14 protein-coding genes and 1 pseudogene are annotated in these 17,280 nt (G+C 31.7%); 13 read left to right on the top strand and 2 right to left on the bottom strand.

Features of this window, described 5'->3' with window-relative positions; translation table 11 throughout:
• The 5 genes and pseudogenes from tuf to treC form a co-directional block, all read left to right on the top strand.
• Nucleotides 1-152, top strand: a pseudogene (tuf, locus tag OC526_RS07925) (elongation factor Tu); the annotation flags it as partial.
• Between the two features lie 195 nt (nt 153-347).
• Nucleotides 348-1,589, top strand: a complete 1,242-nt coding sequence (locus tag OC526_RS07920) for a hypothetical protein (RefSeq protein ID WP_262123338.1) — start codon at nt 348-350, stop codon at nt 1,587-1,589.
• 136 nt (nt 1,590-1,725) lie between these two features.
• Nucleotides 1,726-2,070, top strand: a complete 345-nt coding sequence (locus OC526_RS07915; RefSeq protein ID WP_262123337.1) for an SdpI family protein — start codon at nt 1,726-1,728, stop codon at nt 2,068-2,070.
• Nucleotides 2,071-2,182: 112 nt separating this feature from the next.
• Entirely contained in the window at nt 2,183-3,628 is a 1,446-nt protein-coding gene (gene treP / locus OC526_RS07910) for a PTS system trehalose-specific EIIBC component (protein ID WP_262123336.1), read from the top strand.
• An 8-nt stretch (nt 3,629-3,636) separates the two neighbouring features.
• Nucleotides 3,637-5,298 carry an alpha,alpha-phosphotrehalase gene (gene treC, locus OC526_RS07905; protein ID WP_262123334.1) on the top strand — a complete coding sequence of 554 codons (1,662 nt, stop codon included), beginning with the start codon at nt 3,637-3,639 and terminating at the stop codon, nt 5,296-5,298.
• 38 nt (nt 5,299-5,336) lie between these two features.
• On the opposite strand, the gene OC526_RS07900 is transcribed toward treC, so the two are convergent.
• Nucleotides 5,337-6,236 carry a diacylglycerol/lipid kinase family protein gene (locus OC526_RS07900; protein ID WP_262123333.1) on the bottom strand — a complete coding sequence of 300 codons (900 nt, stop codon included), beginning with the start codon at nt 6,234-6,236 and terminating at the stop codon, nt 5,337-5,339.
• A gap of 182 nt (nt 6,237-6,418) precedes the next feature.
• Here OC526_RS07900 and OC526_RS07895 point away from each other — a divergent pair, with 182 nt between their 5' ends.
• The gene (locus OC526_RS07895) at nt 6,419-8,077 is read left to right on the top strand and encodes a hypothetical protein (RefSeq protein ID WP_262123332.1); all 1,659 of its coding nucleotides are present in this window, start codon (nt 6,419-6,421) and stop codon (nt 8,075-8,077) included.
• Nucleotides 8,078-8,110: 33 nt separating this feature from the next.
• Here OC526_RS07895 and OC526_RS07890 read toward each other — a convergent pair whose 3' ends face one another.
• Nucleotides 8,111-10,834, bottom strand: coding sequence for an ABC transporter ATP-binding protein/permease (locus tag OC526_RS07890; protein WP_262123331.1), 2,724 nt, complete (start codon nt 10,832-10,834; stop codon nt 8,111-8,113).
• 87 nt (nt 10,835-10,921) lie between these two features.
• On the opposite strand from OC526_RS07890, the gene OC526_RS07885 reads away from it, so the two are divergent.
• From OC526_RS07885 to OC526_RS07855, 7 genes are all read left to right on the top strand, one after another.
• Nucleotides 10,922-11,989 carry an alpha-glucosidase C-terminal domain-containing protein gene (locus tag OC526_RS07885; protein ID WP_262123330.1) on the top strand — a complete coding sequence of 356 codons (1,068 nt, stop codon included), beginning with the start codon at nt 10,922-10,924 and terminating at the stop codon, nt 11,987-11,989.
• A 110-nt stretch (nt 11,990-12,099) separates the two neighbouring features.
• Nucleotides 12,100-13,389, top strand: coding sequence for a dicarboxylate/amino acid:cation symporter (locus OC526_RS07880; RefSeq protein ID WP_262123328.1), 1,290 nt, complete (start codon nt 12,100-12,102; stop codon nt 13,387-13,389).
• A 92-nt stretch (nt 13,390-13,481) separates the two neighbouring features.
• The gene (locus OC526_RS07875; protein WP_262123326.1) at nt 13,482-14,639 is read left to right on the top strand and encodes a nucleotide sugar dehydrogenase; all 1,158 of its coding nucleotides are present in this window, start codon (nt 13,482-13,484) and stop codon (nt 14,637-14,639) included.
• Between the two features lie 47 nt (nt 14,640-14,686).
• Nucleotides 14,687-15,376: a hydrolase gene (locus tag OC526_RS07870; protein WP_262123325.1), complete on the top strand. Its 690-nt coding sequence runs from the start codon at nt 14,687-14,689 to the stop codon at nt 15,374-15,376.
• 40 nt (nt 15,377-15,416) lie between these two features.
• Nucleotides 15,417-16,355, top strand: coding sequence for a P1 family peptidase (locus tag OC526_RS07865; protein WP_262123324.1), 939 nt, complete (start codon nt 15,417-15,419; stop codon nt 16,353-16,355).
• Between the two features lie 84 nt (nt 16,356-16,439).
• Entirely contained in the window at nt 16,440-16,724 is a 285-nt protein-coding gene (gene rpsF / locus OC526_RS07860; protein WP_262123322.1) for a 30S ribosomal protein S6, read from the top strand.
• A gap of 3 nt (nt 16,725-16,727) precedes the next feature.
• On the top strand, nt 16,728-17,273 hold the full coding sequence (locus OC526_RS07855) for a single-stranded DNA-binding protein (RefSeq protein WP_262123321.1): 546 nt from the start codon (nt 16,728-16,730) through the stop codon (nt 17,271-17,273).
• Nucleotides 17,274-17,280 lie beyond the last annotated feature (7 nt).

Here is a 17,280-nt window from a genome sequence, read left to right as displayed (position 1 = left end):
AAGAAGGCGTAGAAATGGTAATGCCAGGAGACAACGCAACCTTCAAAATCAAACTACAAAAACCAATCGCCCTAGAAGAAGGACTAAGATTTGCCGTACGTGAAGGTGGTAGAACAGTAGCATCAGGTGTTGTTACAAAAATCGATAAATAATTTAAATATTAAATTATACTAATAAACTAAAAGAGTAAGCTATGGCTTGCTCTTTTTTATTTTCTAAAATTTAAAAATTATCATAAATAATAACTATAAATAAAAAAGAGATTTTAATTTTAATAATTTACTTAAAAAAATTATTATAATTTACATATTTCTATAAAAAAGTATAATATATATTACGGAGGAAATATGAATAAGAAATCACTAGTAATAATGTTAGCCTATGTAGGAGTAGTTACAGGAGCAGGGCTTGCTTCAGGCCAAGAACTCTTGCAATATTTTGTTTCATTAGGCATGCCAGGTCTAATTGGAGCAGGTGTGGTAGGATTATTACATACATTGATAGGGGGAGTACTTTTACAACTAGGCTCTCACTATATGGCAACAAATCATTCAGAAGTATTTGGAGAAATTACCAATAAGTACATGGGAAAATTTATGGACTATTCCCTAATATTTACTTGCTTTGTAATTGGTTTTGTAATGATAGCTGGAGCTGGATCAAATTTAAATGAAGCCTTTGGATTAAAAAAATCTATAGGTCAAGTCATATGTGCAAGTCTAATAATTATAGTTGGCATGATGGATTTTGAAAAAGTTTCGAAAATTATTGGTTCTTTTACACCATTAATTATTATTTTTACATTAATTGGTTCTTTGTATACATTTTTTAACTATCATCCAGATTGGAATTATATAAATAATATAGCAAAAGCTTTACCATCAAACTTTAATAGCCTAATATTCTCAACATTTAATTATTACGGAATGTGTCTTATGAGTGGAGTTTCCATGGGGCTTGTTTTAGGTGGAGAAGAATTAAATACCCAAGATGCAGGAATAGGTGGACTATTAGGTGGATCGATAGCAGGTATACTTGGAATTTTAATATCATTTACACTTTTTATAAGGGTTGATGAAGTAGGAAAACTTGATATACCAATGCTTTACATAATCGAATCTATAAATCCTATACTTGGAATACTAATGGCACTAGTAATTTTTGGCATGATATTTAATACAGGTATTTCACTTTTTTACGCATTAGCACGTAGGTTTTCAAAGGGTGAAGAAAAAAGATTTAAAATATTTTTAATAGTCTTAACCCTAATCGGTTTTGTATTAAGTTTTGGAGGATTTAAGGAGTTAGTATCAATATTTTATCCAATAATTGGCTATATCGGTATACTAATGATGATAGTATTAGTAGCAGCTTGGTACAAAGAAAGATCATCTATAAAATACGAATCTTATAAAAGATTGGGAATTAGCCATTATATGAGAAAAAAAGTAGATGATAATGAAGACTTTAGTAAAGAAGATAAAAAGAGATTAGAAAAACTAATAGAAAGATCTCATATTGATAACGAACAAATAGAACAAGCAGCAGAAAAATTTGTAAAAAACAGAATCGAATCAGAAGAAGATTAGATATGTATGAGGTCATTAAAAATGGCCTCTTTTTTTATAAATATCATAATTTAACAAAACAAATAAAAATGTTAAAAATTTACGAATATAGGGTAAATAATTAACAAACAATTAAATTAACAAAAAGGAGGATAGTATGTTTAAAAATTTAATTCTATCTATAATGCCTCTAGCAATGATTTCACTTGGTATTTATTATTTAAAGCTTTCTAAAAGAGAAGTTTCAGATTGCAGTGGTTTTAGAACTAAGATTAGCAAAAGCTCGAAAGAAGCTTGGAAGTTTGCTAATAACTATGCTGCTAAGTACTTATTGATGCTGGGGATAATATGTTTTATTATAACTTTGATTATATATGTAAATGGAAAAATAGGAGATCTAAAAGAATTTGATATCTTTTTTATTGTCATTGTAGAACTTATATTATACATTTTTGTCACTATAAAAACTCAAAAAAGTTTGGAAAAAAATTTTAAATTCTAAATAATTTCATATAAATTTATAATTTATTTACCAATTTATTATAATGGTATTAATTGTCACTATCAGGAAAATGTTTTATAATGAAAGTGATTATAAATTTATAGGAGGAATTATGGGAAAATATGTTGATGAAGCCAAAAAGCTTCTAGAATATGTTGGAGGAGATAGCAATATCTCATCGGTTACTCATTGTGTTACCAGGATGCGCTTTGTTCTTAATGATCCTAAAAAAGCACAAATTGACAAAATTGAAACCCTACCATCAGTAAAGGGTAGTTTTACTCAAGCTGGTCAATTTCAAGTAATTATTGGAAATGATGTAGACCAATTTTATAATGATTTTATGAGTTTTTCTAATGCTCATCAGGCTAGCAAGGATGAAGTTAAACAAGATGCTAAGAAAAACCAAAGCTGGCTACAAAAATTTGCATCAGTTTTAGCTGAAATATTTGCTCCACTTATACCTGCAATAATCGTTGGTGGTCTATTATTAGGCTTTAGAAATATTATAGGTGAAATTGAATTTGCAAGCCTTGGCGGTAAAACTGTTGTTGAAACAAGCCAATTTTGGGCTGGTACAAACGATTTCTTGTGGTTAATTTGTGAAGCAATTTTCCATTATTTACCAGTTCATATTACTTGGTCTATTACTCGTAAAATGGGGACAACCCAAGTTCTTGGTATAGTTTTAGGGATTTGTTTGGTTTCTCCAAGTCTTCTTGCAAATGCTTATTCTATAGCAGGTGGTGGTGAGATTCCTATTTGGGATTTTGGTGGTTTTCAAATCGAGAGAATAGGTTACCAAGCCCAAGTTATCCCAGCTATGCTTGCAGGTTTTACCCTAGTTTATCTTGAAAGATTTTGGAAAAAGCACATCCACCAAGCAGTTTCTATGATTTTTGTGCCACTTTTATCACTACTTCCAGCAGTTATCCTAGCTCACGTAATCTTAGGACCTATTGGTTGGAAAATAGGCTCTTGGATTTCTAATGGAGTTTATGCTGGCCTTACATCTGGACTAAACTGGTTATTTGGTGCAGTTTTTGGATTCTTTTATGCTCCACTTGTAATCACAGGTCTTCACCACATGACAAATGCCATAGATTTGCAATTAGCAAATGATTTTGGTGGTACAATTTTATGGCCAATGATTGCCCTTTCAAATATTGCCCAAGGTTCTGCAGTTCTTGCTGTTATTTACCTTCATAGTGGCGATAAGGATGAGCAACAAATTTCTGTTCCAGCAATGATTTCTGCGTATCTTGGAGTAACAGAACCTGCCATGTTTGGTATCAATATCAAATATGGTTATCCATTTATAGCCGGTATGATTGGGTCAGGTTTTGCTGGTTTATTTTCAGTATTTACAAAAACAATGGCTCACAATATAGGTGTCGGAGGTCTACCAGGCATCTTATCTATTAAGGCTGAATCTTATATAACTTTTATAATTGCAATGTTAATAGCAATTGTAGTACCATTTATATTGACAGTAATATTTAATAAGAAAAAAATGTTCCAAAATAAAATTGAATTTAAAACACCAAGCTTTAAATAAGGATGATTATGAATTTAGGAAAAAAAGTTATTTACCAGGTCTATCCTAGAAGTTTTAAGGATACGAGTGGAAATGGCATAGGAGACCTTAGAGGCATAGCTTCTAAGGCTTCTTATTTTAAAAATTTGGGTGTAGATATGCTATGGCTTAATCCATTTTTTATCTCACCACAAAATGATAATGGATATGATATAGCAGACTACTACCATATAGATGAAAAATTTGGCAGTGAAAGTGACTTAGATTATTTAATCAAAATATGCAAGGAAAATGGTCTGGAACTTATGTTTGACATGGTTTTTAACCATACATCAACTGAGCACCAATGGTTTCAAAAGGCCCTTGCTGGTGAAAAATATTATCAAGATTTTTATTATATTAGAGATCCAAAAGAAGATGGGTCCTTGCCTACAAATTGGCAATCAAAATTTGGTGGCCAAGCTTGGGCAGAATTTGGTGATACGGGCAAATATTATTTGTGCCTTTATGATAAAACCCAAGCTGATTTGAATTGGCATAATCCAAATGTCAGAGCAGAAGTATTTAAGATTGTAAATTACTGGATAGACCGTGGTATAAAAGGTTTTAGATTTGATGTCTTGAATGTAATAGGCAAGCATGAAAATTTTGCCGACAGCACAGGGGATATTAGCCAAGAAAAATCACTATACACAGATACTCCAATTGTCCATGATTGGATAAGGGAAATGAATCAGAAAACATTTGGAAAATACGAAGATATAATCACAGTTGGAGAAATGTCCTCAACTAATATTGAAAACTCAATACTATATTCCTCTGCAAAAGGGGATGAGTTATCAATGGTGTTTTCCTTCCACCACCTAAAGGTAGACTATGAAAATGGTGAAAAATGGACAAAATCTAAGTTTGATTTTATAAAATTAAAAGAGATTTTAAATTCTTGGCAAATTGGACTTCAAGAAGGTGGAGGATGGAATGCACTTTTTTGGAACAACCACGACCAACCAAGGGCAAATAATAGATTTGGAGATGTAGAAAATTATCCATATCAAACAGCAACCATGCTTGCCCAAAGCATACACATGATGCGCGGAACTCCTTATATCTATATGGGAGAAGAAATTGGAATGACAGATCCAGTTTATGAAAATATGGATGATTATAAGGATATAGAAAGTCACAATGCTTATAAGATGCTAATTGAAAATGGACTTAGAAATCAAGAAGCCTTTGAGATTATAAAAGCAAAATCAAGGGACAATTCTAGGACTCCAATGCAGTGGGATGATAGCACAAATGCTGGTTTTACAGATGGTAATCCTTGGATAAAAGTAAATAACAACTATAAAAAAATAAATGTGGCCAATGCCCTAGAGGATAAAAATTCTGTTTACTATTATTACAAAAAATTGATTGAACTTAGGAAAAATAAAGATATAATTTCAGATGGTTTATATTTTCCAATCCTAGAAAATGATCCAAATATTTTTGCCTACCTAAGAAAGTATGAGGGTGAAATTTTATTAAATATAAATAATTTTTCTGCCAATCAAGTTAAAGTAAATATCACGGACATTATCGAAAATTATGATAAATTTACCTATCTTTTAGGAAATTATGGTGAAAGTAAGATAAAAGATACCATTAGCCTAAGACCATATGAATCAATTGCCTTTATAAAAGAATAAATAAAAAATCAGCAAAGTTTGATTTCTTTGCTGATTTTTTATCTAAAATATGCCCGGTTTAGTGCATGGGGCAGTATTTCAAATTCTATCTTCTTATCTGTAAAAATTTCTCCATCTATATTTGCCAAAAAATCTGAATTTGCAGAAATTTTTCCTTTTTTTACCCTAAACTCATCCAAATATGGAGAGCTTTGGTGCCTACCTTTTTTATATTTTAAGATTAAACTTAGTAGGTAAAACTTAGGAAATTTCCTAGCTAAGACTAAATTTATAATTCCATCGTCTATTTTGGCATCGGGGGCAGGATTAAATCCTGAACCATAAAAACCACCATTGCAGATGGCAGAAATTAAAAATTCATTTTCTATACTTATTTTTGAATCATCTTCTAAAATCAAATCCATGGTCAAATGATTATAAGATAAATGACGTACCCTATCTCTAACAGCCTTCAAATAGGCTCTTTTGCCTAAGGATTTATCTTTTTCTAAGTAGTCGTAGGCATTAACTAAAACTTCGGTGTCAAAACCAAGGCTTGTTACATTTATACAATATCTGTCATTTATTTTTATCAAATCAATTGGATTTTTTTTGATATAAAAGGTATCTTCGATTTTAAAATCTTTATAGTCAAAGTTTTTGGCAAAATCATTGCCGGTACCAGTTGGAATTAATCCGATTGTAACATCTTTTCCATAGCAGAGATTTACTACTTCATTTAAAGATCCATCTCCTCCTAGTATAATGATAACTTTATCATCATAATTGCTTTTTAAAAAATTATTTACAATTTTTTCCAAATGACCGGCATACTGTGTTTCTTCTACTATTATCTCATCTAATTTATTATTTGATTTATAGACTTCTTTTATATGTTCTTTGCTAAAAAAATATTCACTAGCACCAGCATTAGAACTTATTAAAAATAATTTCTTCATAATAGTTATTGTACCCTCAAAATACTTTTTAAAAGATAAAAATTTTGCAAATTATATGGAAATTAAAATAAAAATTAATTTGACAAAAAATATCAATTTTTGATGTTGAAATATATTAATATGTATAAATTATAAAAACTTGGGTATTAGGTAAATAATATTAAATTAAAAAGGAGGGAATTATGAAATACTCTAAAATTTTATTATGTGCACTTAGTATATCAGTGCTAGCAGCTTGCGGCAATGAAAAGCAGGGAAATGAAAAAGTAGAAGCTACTAAAGTTGAAGAAAATTCGACCGAGAAAGAAAATTCTGTAAAAATTGAAAAACCAGTAGATAAAGAAGATAAAGAGTCAGACACAAAAGAGGATAAGAAAAAAGCTACTAGCCATGGATCGGATTTACTTGTAAAGGCTGATTATGATATATTCGAAGAAGACATTTTAGATATAGCTGATGAAGATCCTGCTGATCTTGGTCTAGTGGAAAGTGAAAAAGATCCAGATGAGTTGATTGATTCCTTTTTTGATGAAGATGTAAAAAATCTTATAAATGAAAGTTATGTAGCATTTAATTCAATGGGAGAGAAAAGTGGCCAGTATTTTATGGCTGCAGTTGAATATAAAGATGATGATATTTACCAAGGACACTTTTTAGACTCCACCTATGAAAGCGATAAACAAGAATCCAGTGAAGAAGAAAACTTTTATACAAACAATCCATCCTATGACTACAATTATTATAGATTTTTAGAAAATGGTAAAGTAGAAGGTAAAAAAACCCCAGATGGTAAAGTACAAATTACTGTAAATCCGGAAATAAATCAGCTTATGGAACAGCTTAAAAAACTTTCATCTAGTATAAAGGCCTACGAAGATAAGGATGGCAAAACATACTTATATTACAAAAATGATCCAGCTGGAAAAATGTTTGACCTATTTAAAGATCAATTTAAACTAAGCGTTGAAGGTGTAGATTTAAAAGATTTAGAAGAAAAACTTGTAGTAACATATGAAGATGATGATAATTACCCAGATAAGTTTTTATTATCAATAGGTAAGGATAATATACAAATACTAATAAATAACTATTTCTCAGATTATAACAAGGTGGATGAGGATAAATTAAAGCCTATTTCCTTTGATGGAAGCATAGATGGAACAAAAGATGTATCAGAGGTTGAAGTTACCTCAACAGACGCTGAGGCGCTAAGCAATATTGGTTTAAAAATTTCTTCAGTAGCAGACTATGATGAGGCTGTGTATAAATTTTACGATTTGATAGATGATGGAAAATTCTACGACTTTTGGGATAAAAATCCTACAGGTTCTAGTATTGATGAGGTAGATAAGTTTGTAGATGGATATTTTGATAAAAAAGTTATTGATATAAAAGACAATGATCAGATGGTTGTGTATAAATTTGAAGAGTTTGAAGATAAAGATATGGGTAAGGTTTATGCCTTAGACATTGCGGTAAACTTTTACGAAGACAAACTAAATCTAGCAAGTATTCAACCAGGATATTTTGAAGTAAAACCAGAAGAAATAATGGATGATAAAGATTTATCAAAATTACAAACTGTAAATGATATTGATCAAGCTAATGTGAAGCCGTTAGGAATAGCAGCTATGGTAATGAATAAAAAACCAGTTGCTCAAATTGTGGTACCAAGTAAGGTTAGCGATGGAACTTTTAGGGCAAATTATCTTTTCTATGTGGATAATCAACTTGTAGAGCACCTATATTTACCTTTTGAAGAAGCTAGCCAAGACTTTGCTACAGCATCAAATTCTATGTTTAGAGAATTTGTAAATATAATTTTAGAAGAAAATCAATAAAGAAATAAGCTGTGATTATTCACAGCTTATTTTTTATTCTTCCCTTAAGGCCTCAACAGGATCTTTTTTGGCGGCCATAGATGATGGGATAATGCCTGCAATCAGTGTTAATATTATGGAAATTAAAACTAAAATTCCAGCAGCTTCTACAGGTAGGCTTGATGCTATATAATCTACTCCTGTCAAATTACGAATTATATTTGTGATTGGAATATTTAAGAGCATTGTAATTCCAACACCCAACAAGCCTGACAAAAGACCGATTATAAAGGTTTCAGACATAAATACTTTCCTAATATCAGATTTGCTAGCACCAATTGACCTTAATATCCCAATTTCTTTTGTTCGTTCTAAAACTGAAATATAGGTTATAATACCTATCATTATTGATGAAACTACTAGACTTACACCAACAAAGGCGATTAGGACATATGAGATTGCATTTACAATATCTGTCACTGATTTTGTGATTAGGCCAATATAATCTGTGTAGGTTATTTGTTCTTTTTCACTTTTATCTTTGTTGTAATCATCGATTACATTTTTAATATTTTCACGATTTTCAAAATTTTCTACATAGATGTCAATTTCTGCTGGTGCATCCTTGCTCACAACTCCCAGGTCTTCGAGATTTTTGTTATAGGAATTGCCGGATAGGAATTCGTCATAAATATCAATTAAAGTTTTTTTGTCATTTTGATTTAGAACATATTGGGAAAGTTGGTTTTGGTTTTGATTTTCATTTGGCTTTTGATTTTCCATCATAGAAGGATTTGCCATGGCATTAATTTGCATCTCTTGGGCATTTTTTTGAGCTTGTTCTGCAATTTCTGGCTTATTTCTAACAATCCAGGTAGAAAAGCTAAGAGAACTTTTCTCATTTAAATTTTCTAAGAAATATCTAGCAGATTTTTGTTTTTCATCATCATTTTTTGCCCTAAAAGGGAGATTGTTTAGGACGTTTTTGTCCTTATCTGCCACTTGTGCCTTTACAATTTCAGATTTGTTGGCATGGTCAATCATCATGTCTGTAAGGCCTTCTGTAAAACCAACTGTGCCATTTACAACTTGATTATCATCATTTGTTTTTCTTTTTGCAATGCCGACTATTTTAGCTTCTACACCGTTTTCTACAATTTTATCTACTTTCACTTCATCATCTTTTACACTTAGAAAACTATCACCATCTTTTTCGTAATAGTCAGAAGGAGAGATGATTTTATATTCATGTCCGATGATTTCTGATGGTTTGATGCCAATTTGATCTAAATTTACTTTTTCATTATTATCTAGTTTTGAAATAATTTCCTTGTAATCTTTAGCTGGCAAAAATCCTAATTCGTACATATGACCAGTAAATATTTCGTTGTTATAATCTGTAAATAAAACTAATTCGTCAGCATTTTCTGGCCATTTTCCATCAACTATCTCGAATTCGTCAGTGATTATTGGACTGATTTTGCCATCACCACTACTAATTAATTGAGTAAAATTTTTATTATCTTGGCTTGGTGCAAATAGGTCAGCAATTGGTGGACGTTTATTTTCCTCAAAGTCCTCGCCATTGGTATTTACAAGTTCACCGTTTGGATCTTTTGTGTAAATATCAAAGTTCATATCATATAGATAAGAAATAAAATTTGAACCTACACTTTTATCTAATTCATTTTTGTTTTCTTCGATAAATTTTTTAAAGGGAGTTAGGTTATTTTCCTTAACATTTGATGCAAAATCAGATCTGCGATCTAGGATGAAATTATTTGCATATATTTTGTCATCCTTATGGTTTTTTTCCTCAGTTTTGGGTGGGGTGATTAGTGATCCTAGGTTTACAGATTCTTTTTGAATTTGGATTGGATATGATTTTAAGGCTTTTCTTTGGCTATCAGCTATAAAATCATTGGCTCCGGTTGAAATTGAAAGTATGAGAGCTATACCTATTATCCCAATAGATCCAGCAAAAGCAGTTAAAAGTGTCCTAGCTTTTTTGGTCAAAAGATTATTAAATGAAAGGCTGATTGCTGTTGGTAGACCTAATTTTATTTTTTTTGTCTTAAAATTATCCACCTCATTTGGATCAGTAAATGGATTGCTATCTCCAATTATTTGTCCATCTTTTATACGAACTATCCTTGTCGAATAGGCTTCAGCTAACTCTGGGTTGTGGGTAACCATTATTACTAGCCTGTCTTTTGCAATTTCTTTTAGCAAATCCATAATTTGCTTGCTGGTTTGCGTATCAAGAGCACCTGTTGGTTCATCAGCAAGGACAATATCAGGATTATTTACCAAGGCTCGCGCAATAGCAACTCTTTGCATTTGTCCTCCGGACAATTCTGATGGTTTTTTATTTATGTGTTCACCAAGGCCAACTTTTTTTAACGCTCCTATTGCTTTTTCGCGTCGATTTTCTTTTGATACACCCGATAAGGTTAAAGCAAGCTCCACATTTGATAAGATGCTTTGGTGGCTAATCAGATTGTAGGATTGAAAAACAAAACCTACCGATACATTGCGATAATAATCCCAATCATTGTCAGAAAAGTTTTTAGTAGACTTACCGTTTATCAAAAGGTCACCTGATGTGTAATGGTCAAGGCCACCTATGATATTTAATAGCGTTGTCTTTCCTCCACCTGATTGGCCGAGTATGGAGACAAACTCATTTTGCCTAAAGGAAATTGAAACATTATCCAAGGCCTTTTGTTCAAAGTCTCCAGTCTTATAAATTTTAGAAATATTTTTAAGGGTTAACATTTATACCTTCTTTCTGTAATCACAATATTATACCCTCATAATTTGTGAAAAGTAAACTAAAATGTAATATATTTGGTAGAGGTAAATATGCAAAATTTAGTGCTTTATAGGGAGAAGCACTCCCAAATAAATAAAAAAATTACATATTACAAAAAATTAGGAATCAATGGCATACTTATTAGCCCATTTGACTATATAGATGAAAAAATCTTGGAAGAAATTTTTGCAAGCAATGACTTATTGTCAAAAAATGATATTAAATTATTTTTACAAATAGATATAGAAAAAACTTCTAAAATCTTATTAGACAATCTAGGAAAAATTGATTGGTCAAAGCCCAAAATTCGCAAGTCCTTTTACCAATTTATAAACTACCTTAAAAAATATGGTATAAATGGATTTTATTTTACAAATTTTGAAAAATTATTCTTTGATAACTTTTATGATTACCTTAAGGAGTTGTCAAAAAATACTTTTGTAGGAAAAAATGTTATTACAATAGGACAGATAAGTTCAGATGATTTGAATTATCAAAAATTTTTATCAAATGAAAATTACAATAACTTTGATTATATATTTAACAAGATAATTGAATCTCAAAATTTCGAGAGTTTAATTGATGCAAAAAAATATTTTTCGAGAATTTATAAGCAAAATATAAGGCAAATTTTTATTACAGATAACGCTTTTAAAGGATTTACCAACAAGAAAAACTTTCCTTTTTTAAGCCATAGTCTGACAGCGGGTCTTAGTTTTTTATTAAAGGGTGGAATTTTTTTAGAAAATTTTGAAGAGCTGGGGATTTTTGAAAATAATTCTTATGTAAATGATCATAAAGTCCTAAATTTAACAAATAAGACATTTGATTTTTATAAAGACCTAATCAATATAAAAACTAAAAATAAAGCAATTAGCAATGGGACTTATAGGGAAATTTTTAAAGATGATCCAGATATATTTGCCTTTGTAAGAACTTATGAGAACCAAAAAGTTATAGTTTTTGCTAATTTTAGCCAAAAAGAAGTCCTAGCTGATATTCGCTTTCATTTTATAGATATAAATGATTTTAAATATCTGTTGGGCAATTATGGCAAAAGAAGAATTGTTAAAAATCTCTTATTGAGACCCTTTGAATTTATAGTATTTGTAAAATAATTTAGCAAAATATTACGTGTTTAAAATATTTTATAAAAAAATTTGTGAAAACAGCTTTAAAGTGTTAAAATAATATCTGACAAATATAATAATATGTTTAGGAGGAAATTATGCAATTTGTTGCCGTACTAGTTACACTAGTATTATTTTATGTACTCCACCAGATGAAAAAGCGTGGTATTTCTTTTGGTGTAAGAGTTATAACCGGTACTATCGCAGGTCTTATTTTAGGATTTATTTTTAGGGGTAATACCGAGTATGTTTCTATTTTTGGATCAATATATGTTAACTTGCTATATTCCATGGTTATTCCGCTATTATTAACTACAATTGTTAGAACAATGCTAAATACAGGTTCACTAACAAAACTTAGATCTGTTGGTTTAAAATCAATTGGTATTTTAAGCTTACACAATGTTATGGCATCTATTGTTGGACTTATCCTTGCAATAGCATTTAAGATTGGCCAAGGGGTAAATTTTGATATACCAGCTGATACTGAAGTACGTGAAGTACCAACAGTAGCAGAAACTATCACTAACTTCTTTCCATCAAATATAGTTTCAAATGCAGCTGAAGGACAAATCGTACCAATTATTATCTTTTCAGTTTTACTTGGTATAGCTGCTCTAAAATTAATTGAATCTGGTAAGGAAGAAGTAGTTCGACCATTTGCAGAATTTACAAACTCACTTGCAGAAGTTATATTTAAACTTACAAGTATGATTACAAGCCTAACACCATATGCAGTGCTTGCTCTTATGACAAATGCTGTTGGTAGGGTTGATTCTACAGCTATTGCACCATTTATATTAATATTGGTATTAAACTATGTGGCATCAGCAATCCACACCTTCCTAGGGACAGGTATGCTCGTATCAGCATTTGCAAAAGTTAATCCATTTGCCTATTTCAAAAAAGTATGGCCAGTAACAATGATTGGTTTTACTACTCAATCATCAATGGGAGCAATACCAGCAAATGTTGAAAACTTAACAGAAGAACAAGGTGTAGCTGAAGAAATCGCATCATTTACAGCTCCACTTGGAGCAACCATGGGTATGCCAGGTTGTGCAGGCTTTTGGCCAGTTATGAATGCTATTTTTGTTGCAAATATGATGGGACTAGGATGGGGTCCTGCTGACTTTGTAAAACTTATTTTAATTGCACTTTTAGTTTCACTCGGAACAGTTGGAGTGCCAGGAACAGCTACAATTACAACAACTGCTTTATTTGCAGCAATGGGACTGCCACTAGAAATGGTAGTACTGCTTGCTCCAATCTCTACACTCGCAGACATGGGTAGAACAGCTACAAATGTTACAGCTGCCAACTCATCAGCACTTATCGTTGCTGCTAGCGAAAACAAATTAAATAGAGAAATTTTTAATAGAATATAAGTTATTTAAAAAGCTTGGCTAAAAGTCAGGCTTTTTTATTGTAAAAATTTTCTTTTCTTGTAAAATAAACTTATCTATTTTAAGGAGAGTTTATGAAAATTGTAGTTTTTGGATTAGGCTATGTAGGCTTGGCCAATGCCATTTTGCTTAGCCAATCAAATGAGGTAATAGGGATTGATACAAATGAGGAAAAAATCAATCTAATAAATCAAAAAAAATCACCATTAACAGATGATTTAATAATTTCCTATCTGGCAGAAAAAGATCTTAATCTAAGAGTAACAAATCAATACAAAAATCACTTACAAGATGCAGAACTTGCCATAATTGCTGTGCCAACAAATTATGATGAAGACAGTAGATATTTTGATACATCATTTGTCGATGATGTAATTACAAATATAAAAAAAGAAAATGAAAATCTACCTATCTTAATCAAATCCACAATCCCAGTTGGATATACAAAAGGACAAAGGGAAAAATTTGCCTGCGAAAATATTATTTTTTCACCAGAGTTTTTAAGAGAAGGCAAAGCCCTATACGATAGCCTTAATCCATCTAGGATTATTGTGGGAGATAGGACTGATTTGGGGCAAAAAATTGCTAATTTATATAAAAAAGAAGCTCAAAATGACCCTGGAGTTTTATTTATGGATTCTACAGAAGCTGAAGCAGTAAAACTTTTTGCAAATACTTATCTAGCAATGCGCGTTTCTTACTTTAACGAACTAGATACTTTTGCAGAAATTAAGGGACTTTCCACAAAAGACATCATCGAGGGAGTATCTGCAGATCCTAGGATTGGAAATTACTATAATAATCCATCATTTGGTTATGGGGGATACTGCCTGCCAAAAGATAGCAAACAGCTTTATGCAAACTTTGAAAATGTGCCAAATGCTATGTTTGGGGCAGTTATTGATGCCAACCAAATTAGAAAAGACTATATCAGCGATAGAATTTTAAGGGATAAACCAAAAACAGTTGGCATATATAGGCTGGTTATGAAAAAAGATTCTGATAATTTTAGAAAATCTGCAATATTTGATGTTATAAATAATATTAAAAATCAGACTCAAATTATAATCTATGAGCCAAATATAGATGAAGATTATTTTGAGGGATTAAAGATTGAAAATAATCTGGATGACTTTAAAAAAGCAGATATTATAGTGGCAAATAGGTTAGATGATGAATTATTGGATGTGAAAGATAAAGTTTATACAAGAGATATTTTTAATAAAGATTGATTAAAAATTATAAGGGTAAAATAAAAAGTGAGAAAAAGGAGGGCTTTATGAGCGAAAAAAAAGAAAAATATATACCATTGGTGCACTCCAAACTAAGAAAATCTTTTATCACCGTGCCAAAAGAAATTTATAAGGCATCTGGGATAATGATTTTTGAAAAGAGAATTAAATCCTTACTTTTTACAACAGACCTTGCTATTATTAGAAATTCAAATGCTGATAGCATCATGGCAGTTTATCCATACACCCCTCAAAGTTCGATTTCAAATGCTATATTAAGCGTATCAAATGTTCCTTGTTTTATAGGAGTTGGCGGAGGTACAACCCAAGGCTTGCGTTCAAAATATGTTGCAATTGATGCAGAGCTTTCTGGTGCCTATGGAGTGGTAGTAAATTCTCCAATGCCAAATAAGGATATTAAAGAAATTTCTGGTTTTGTAGATGTGCCTCTTATTGCAACTGTTACCAATAGTGAAGATGACTATATTGGTAAAATTCAAGCAGGGGCTGAGATTTTAAACGTATCTGGTGGTAAATACACTGCTGACTTGGTAAGGGAAATTAGAAAAGATATTGGCGATAATTTCCCAATCATAGCCACAGGGGGGAAAACTGGAGAAAGCATCCTAGAAACAATAGATGCAGGCGCAAATGCCATCTCTTATACACCACCATCAAGCTCAGAAGTATTTGGACAAATGATGGATAAATATAGAAACGAAGATGTTGCCCACTAATTTTGGCCTCCAAAAGGGAGGTCTTTTTTAAAGGAGAATTATGTATAAAGGTTATATTACAGATATAGAAGGCATAAAAATTGGCCATGCTCAAGATTTTGTTGCGGGGACTGGACTTACAGTATTAATTCCACCTAAAAACAATACTTGTGCGGTAGAAGTCAGAGGCTCAGCACCAGGAACTCGCGAAACAGACCTCTTAGATCCTATAAATACTGTAGAAAGTGTAAATGCACTTATCCTAAGCGGGGGTTCTGCTTATGGGCTTGATGCTGCTAGTGGTCTTATGGAATCTTTAGAAGAAGATGGAATAGGACTTGATGTTGGAGTTGGGATTGTGCCAATAGTTTCCCAAGCGGTTTTATTTGACCTAGCCTACAAAAATCCAAAAATTAGACCTGATAAAAATATGGGAAAAGTTGCCTATAAAAATGCAAAATCAGACGAAGACAGCCAGGGAATAATAGGGGCAGGAACTGGAGCAACAGTAGGAAAAATACTAGGCATGGAATCTGTAATGAAATCTGGCCTTGGATCTGCAACCCTAACTGAAGGAGATCTAAAAGTTTCTGCAATAGTTGCTGTAAACGCCTTTGGTGATGTTTTTGACTATGAAAAAGGAATTCAAATTGCAGGTCCTATTAAAGATGGAAATATGATCAAAACAAGTGTTGTAATGTCAAACATTATAAGCGATTTTTCAGACCTTGCTAATAAAAACACGACCATAGGCATAGTTGCAACAAATGCAAGTTTTGATAAGACAAGGCTTAAAAAAATTGCTCAAATGACCCATGATGGCTTTGCAAGATCTATAAATCCTGTCCATACAGGCTTTGATGGGGATACTATATTTGCCCTAGCAACCAATGAAATAAATGCAGATTTAAATGTAGTTGGAGTTATGGCAGCTAATGCTATGAGTCGTGCCATTGCCAATGCAATTTATCACACAAAATCCCAAAAAAGCATTGACTAAAAGACAAATCGGTAGTAAAATATAGCAGTAACACTCTACTCCGTGATAAATCAACGGGGTCATAGACCATAGGGAGGTGAAAAAATGAATAACTACGAAGCAGTTTTAATTTTCAAAGCTGATATGCAAGATGCAGATAGAACTGAACTATTAGAAAGATTCAAAGGAATCATCGAAGAAAATGGTGAAGTAACTAATGTAGATGACTGGGGTAAAAGAAAATTAGCTTACGAAATTAATTATATCAAAGATGGATATTATTATATCGTAGACTTTAAATCTCTTCCAGACCATATCAGAGAATTTGAAAGAAGACTTAGACTTTCAGATTTCATAATCAGATACATGGTTATCAGAAAAGAGGACTAATTTATGAATCGAGTAGTACTTGTAGGAAGACTAGTACGTGATCCAGATTTAAGAAACACTCAATCAAACCAGACTGTTACTAGCTTTACTCTAGCTGTAGATAAGAGCTTAAGTAAGCAAAAGAAACAAGAACTAGAATCTCAAAATCGTCCAACAGCAGATTTCATTCGTATAGTTGTTTGGGGTCCTCAAGCTGTTAATTGTGAAAGATATTTAAGAAAAGGAAGTCAATGTGCAGTAGATGGTAGAATCCAAACAGGATCCTACATTGACAAAGAAACAGGCAAAACAGTTTACACTACTGACATTGTGGCTGAAAACGTAGAGTTTTTAGGTAGCCGTTCTGATAATCAAGGTGGAGGCTCAAACTATAATCAAAATTATGGTGACAACCAAGATTATGGCAACAACGACTATTCACAAACAAATTATCAAAATAATTACAACAACAATTCCTACAATCAAAACCAAGGCGGATTTGATAGTAGCGATGATTTCTTTGATGATGACTTCACAGAAATAGAAGATGATGGCAGGATTCCGTTCTAAAAAATAA

It is taken from the genome of Anaerococcus sp. Marseille-Q5996, assembly GCF_946893725.1.
In the GTDB taxonomy this organism is placed as follows: Bacteria; Bacillota; Clostridia; order Tissierellales; family Peptoniphilaceae; genus Anaerococcus; species Anaerococcus martiniensis.
The sequence above is the reverse complement of the archived record's forward strand: the minus strand, read 5'-3'. Positions and strand labels throughout refer to the sequence as shown.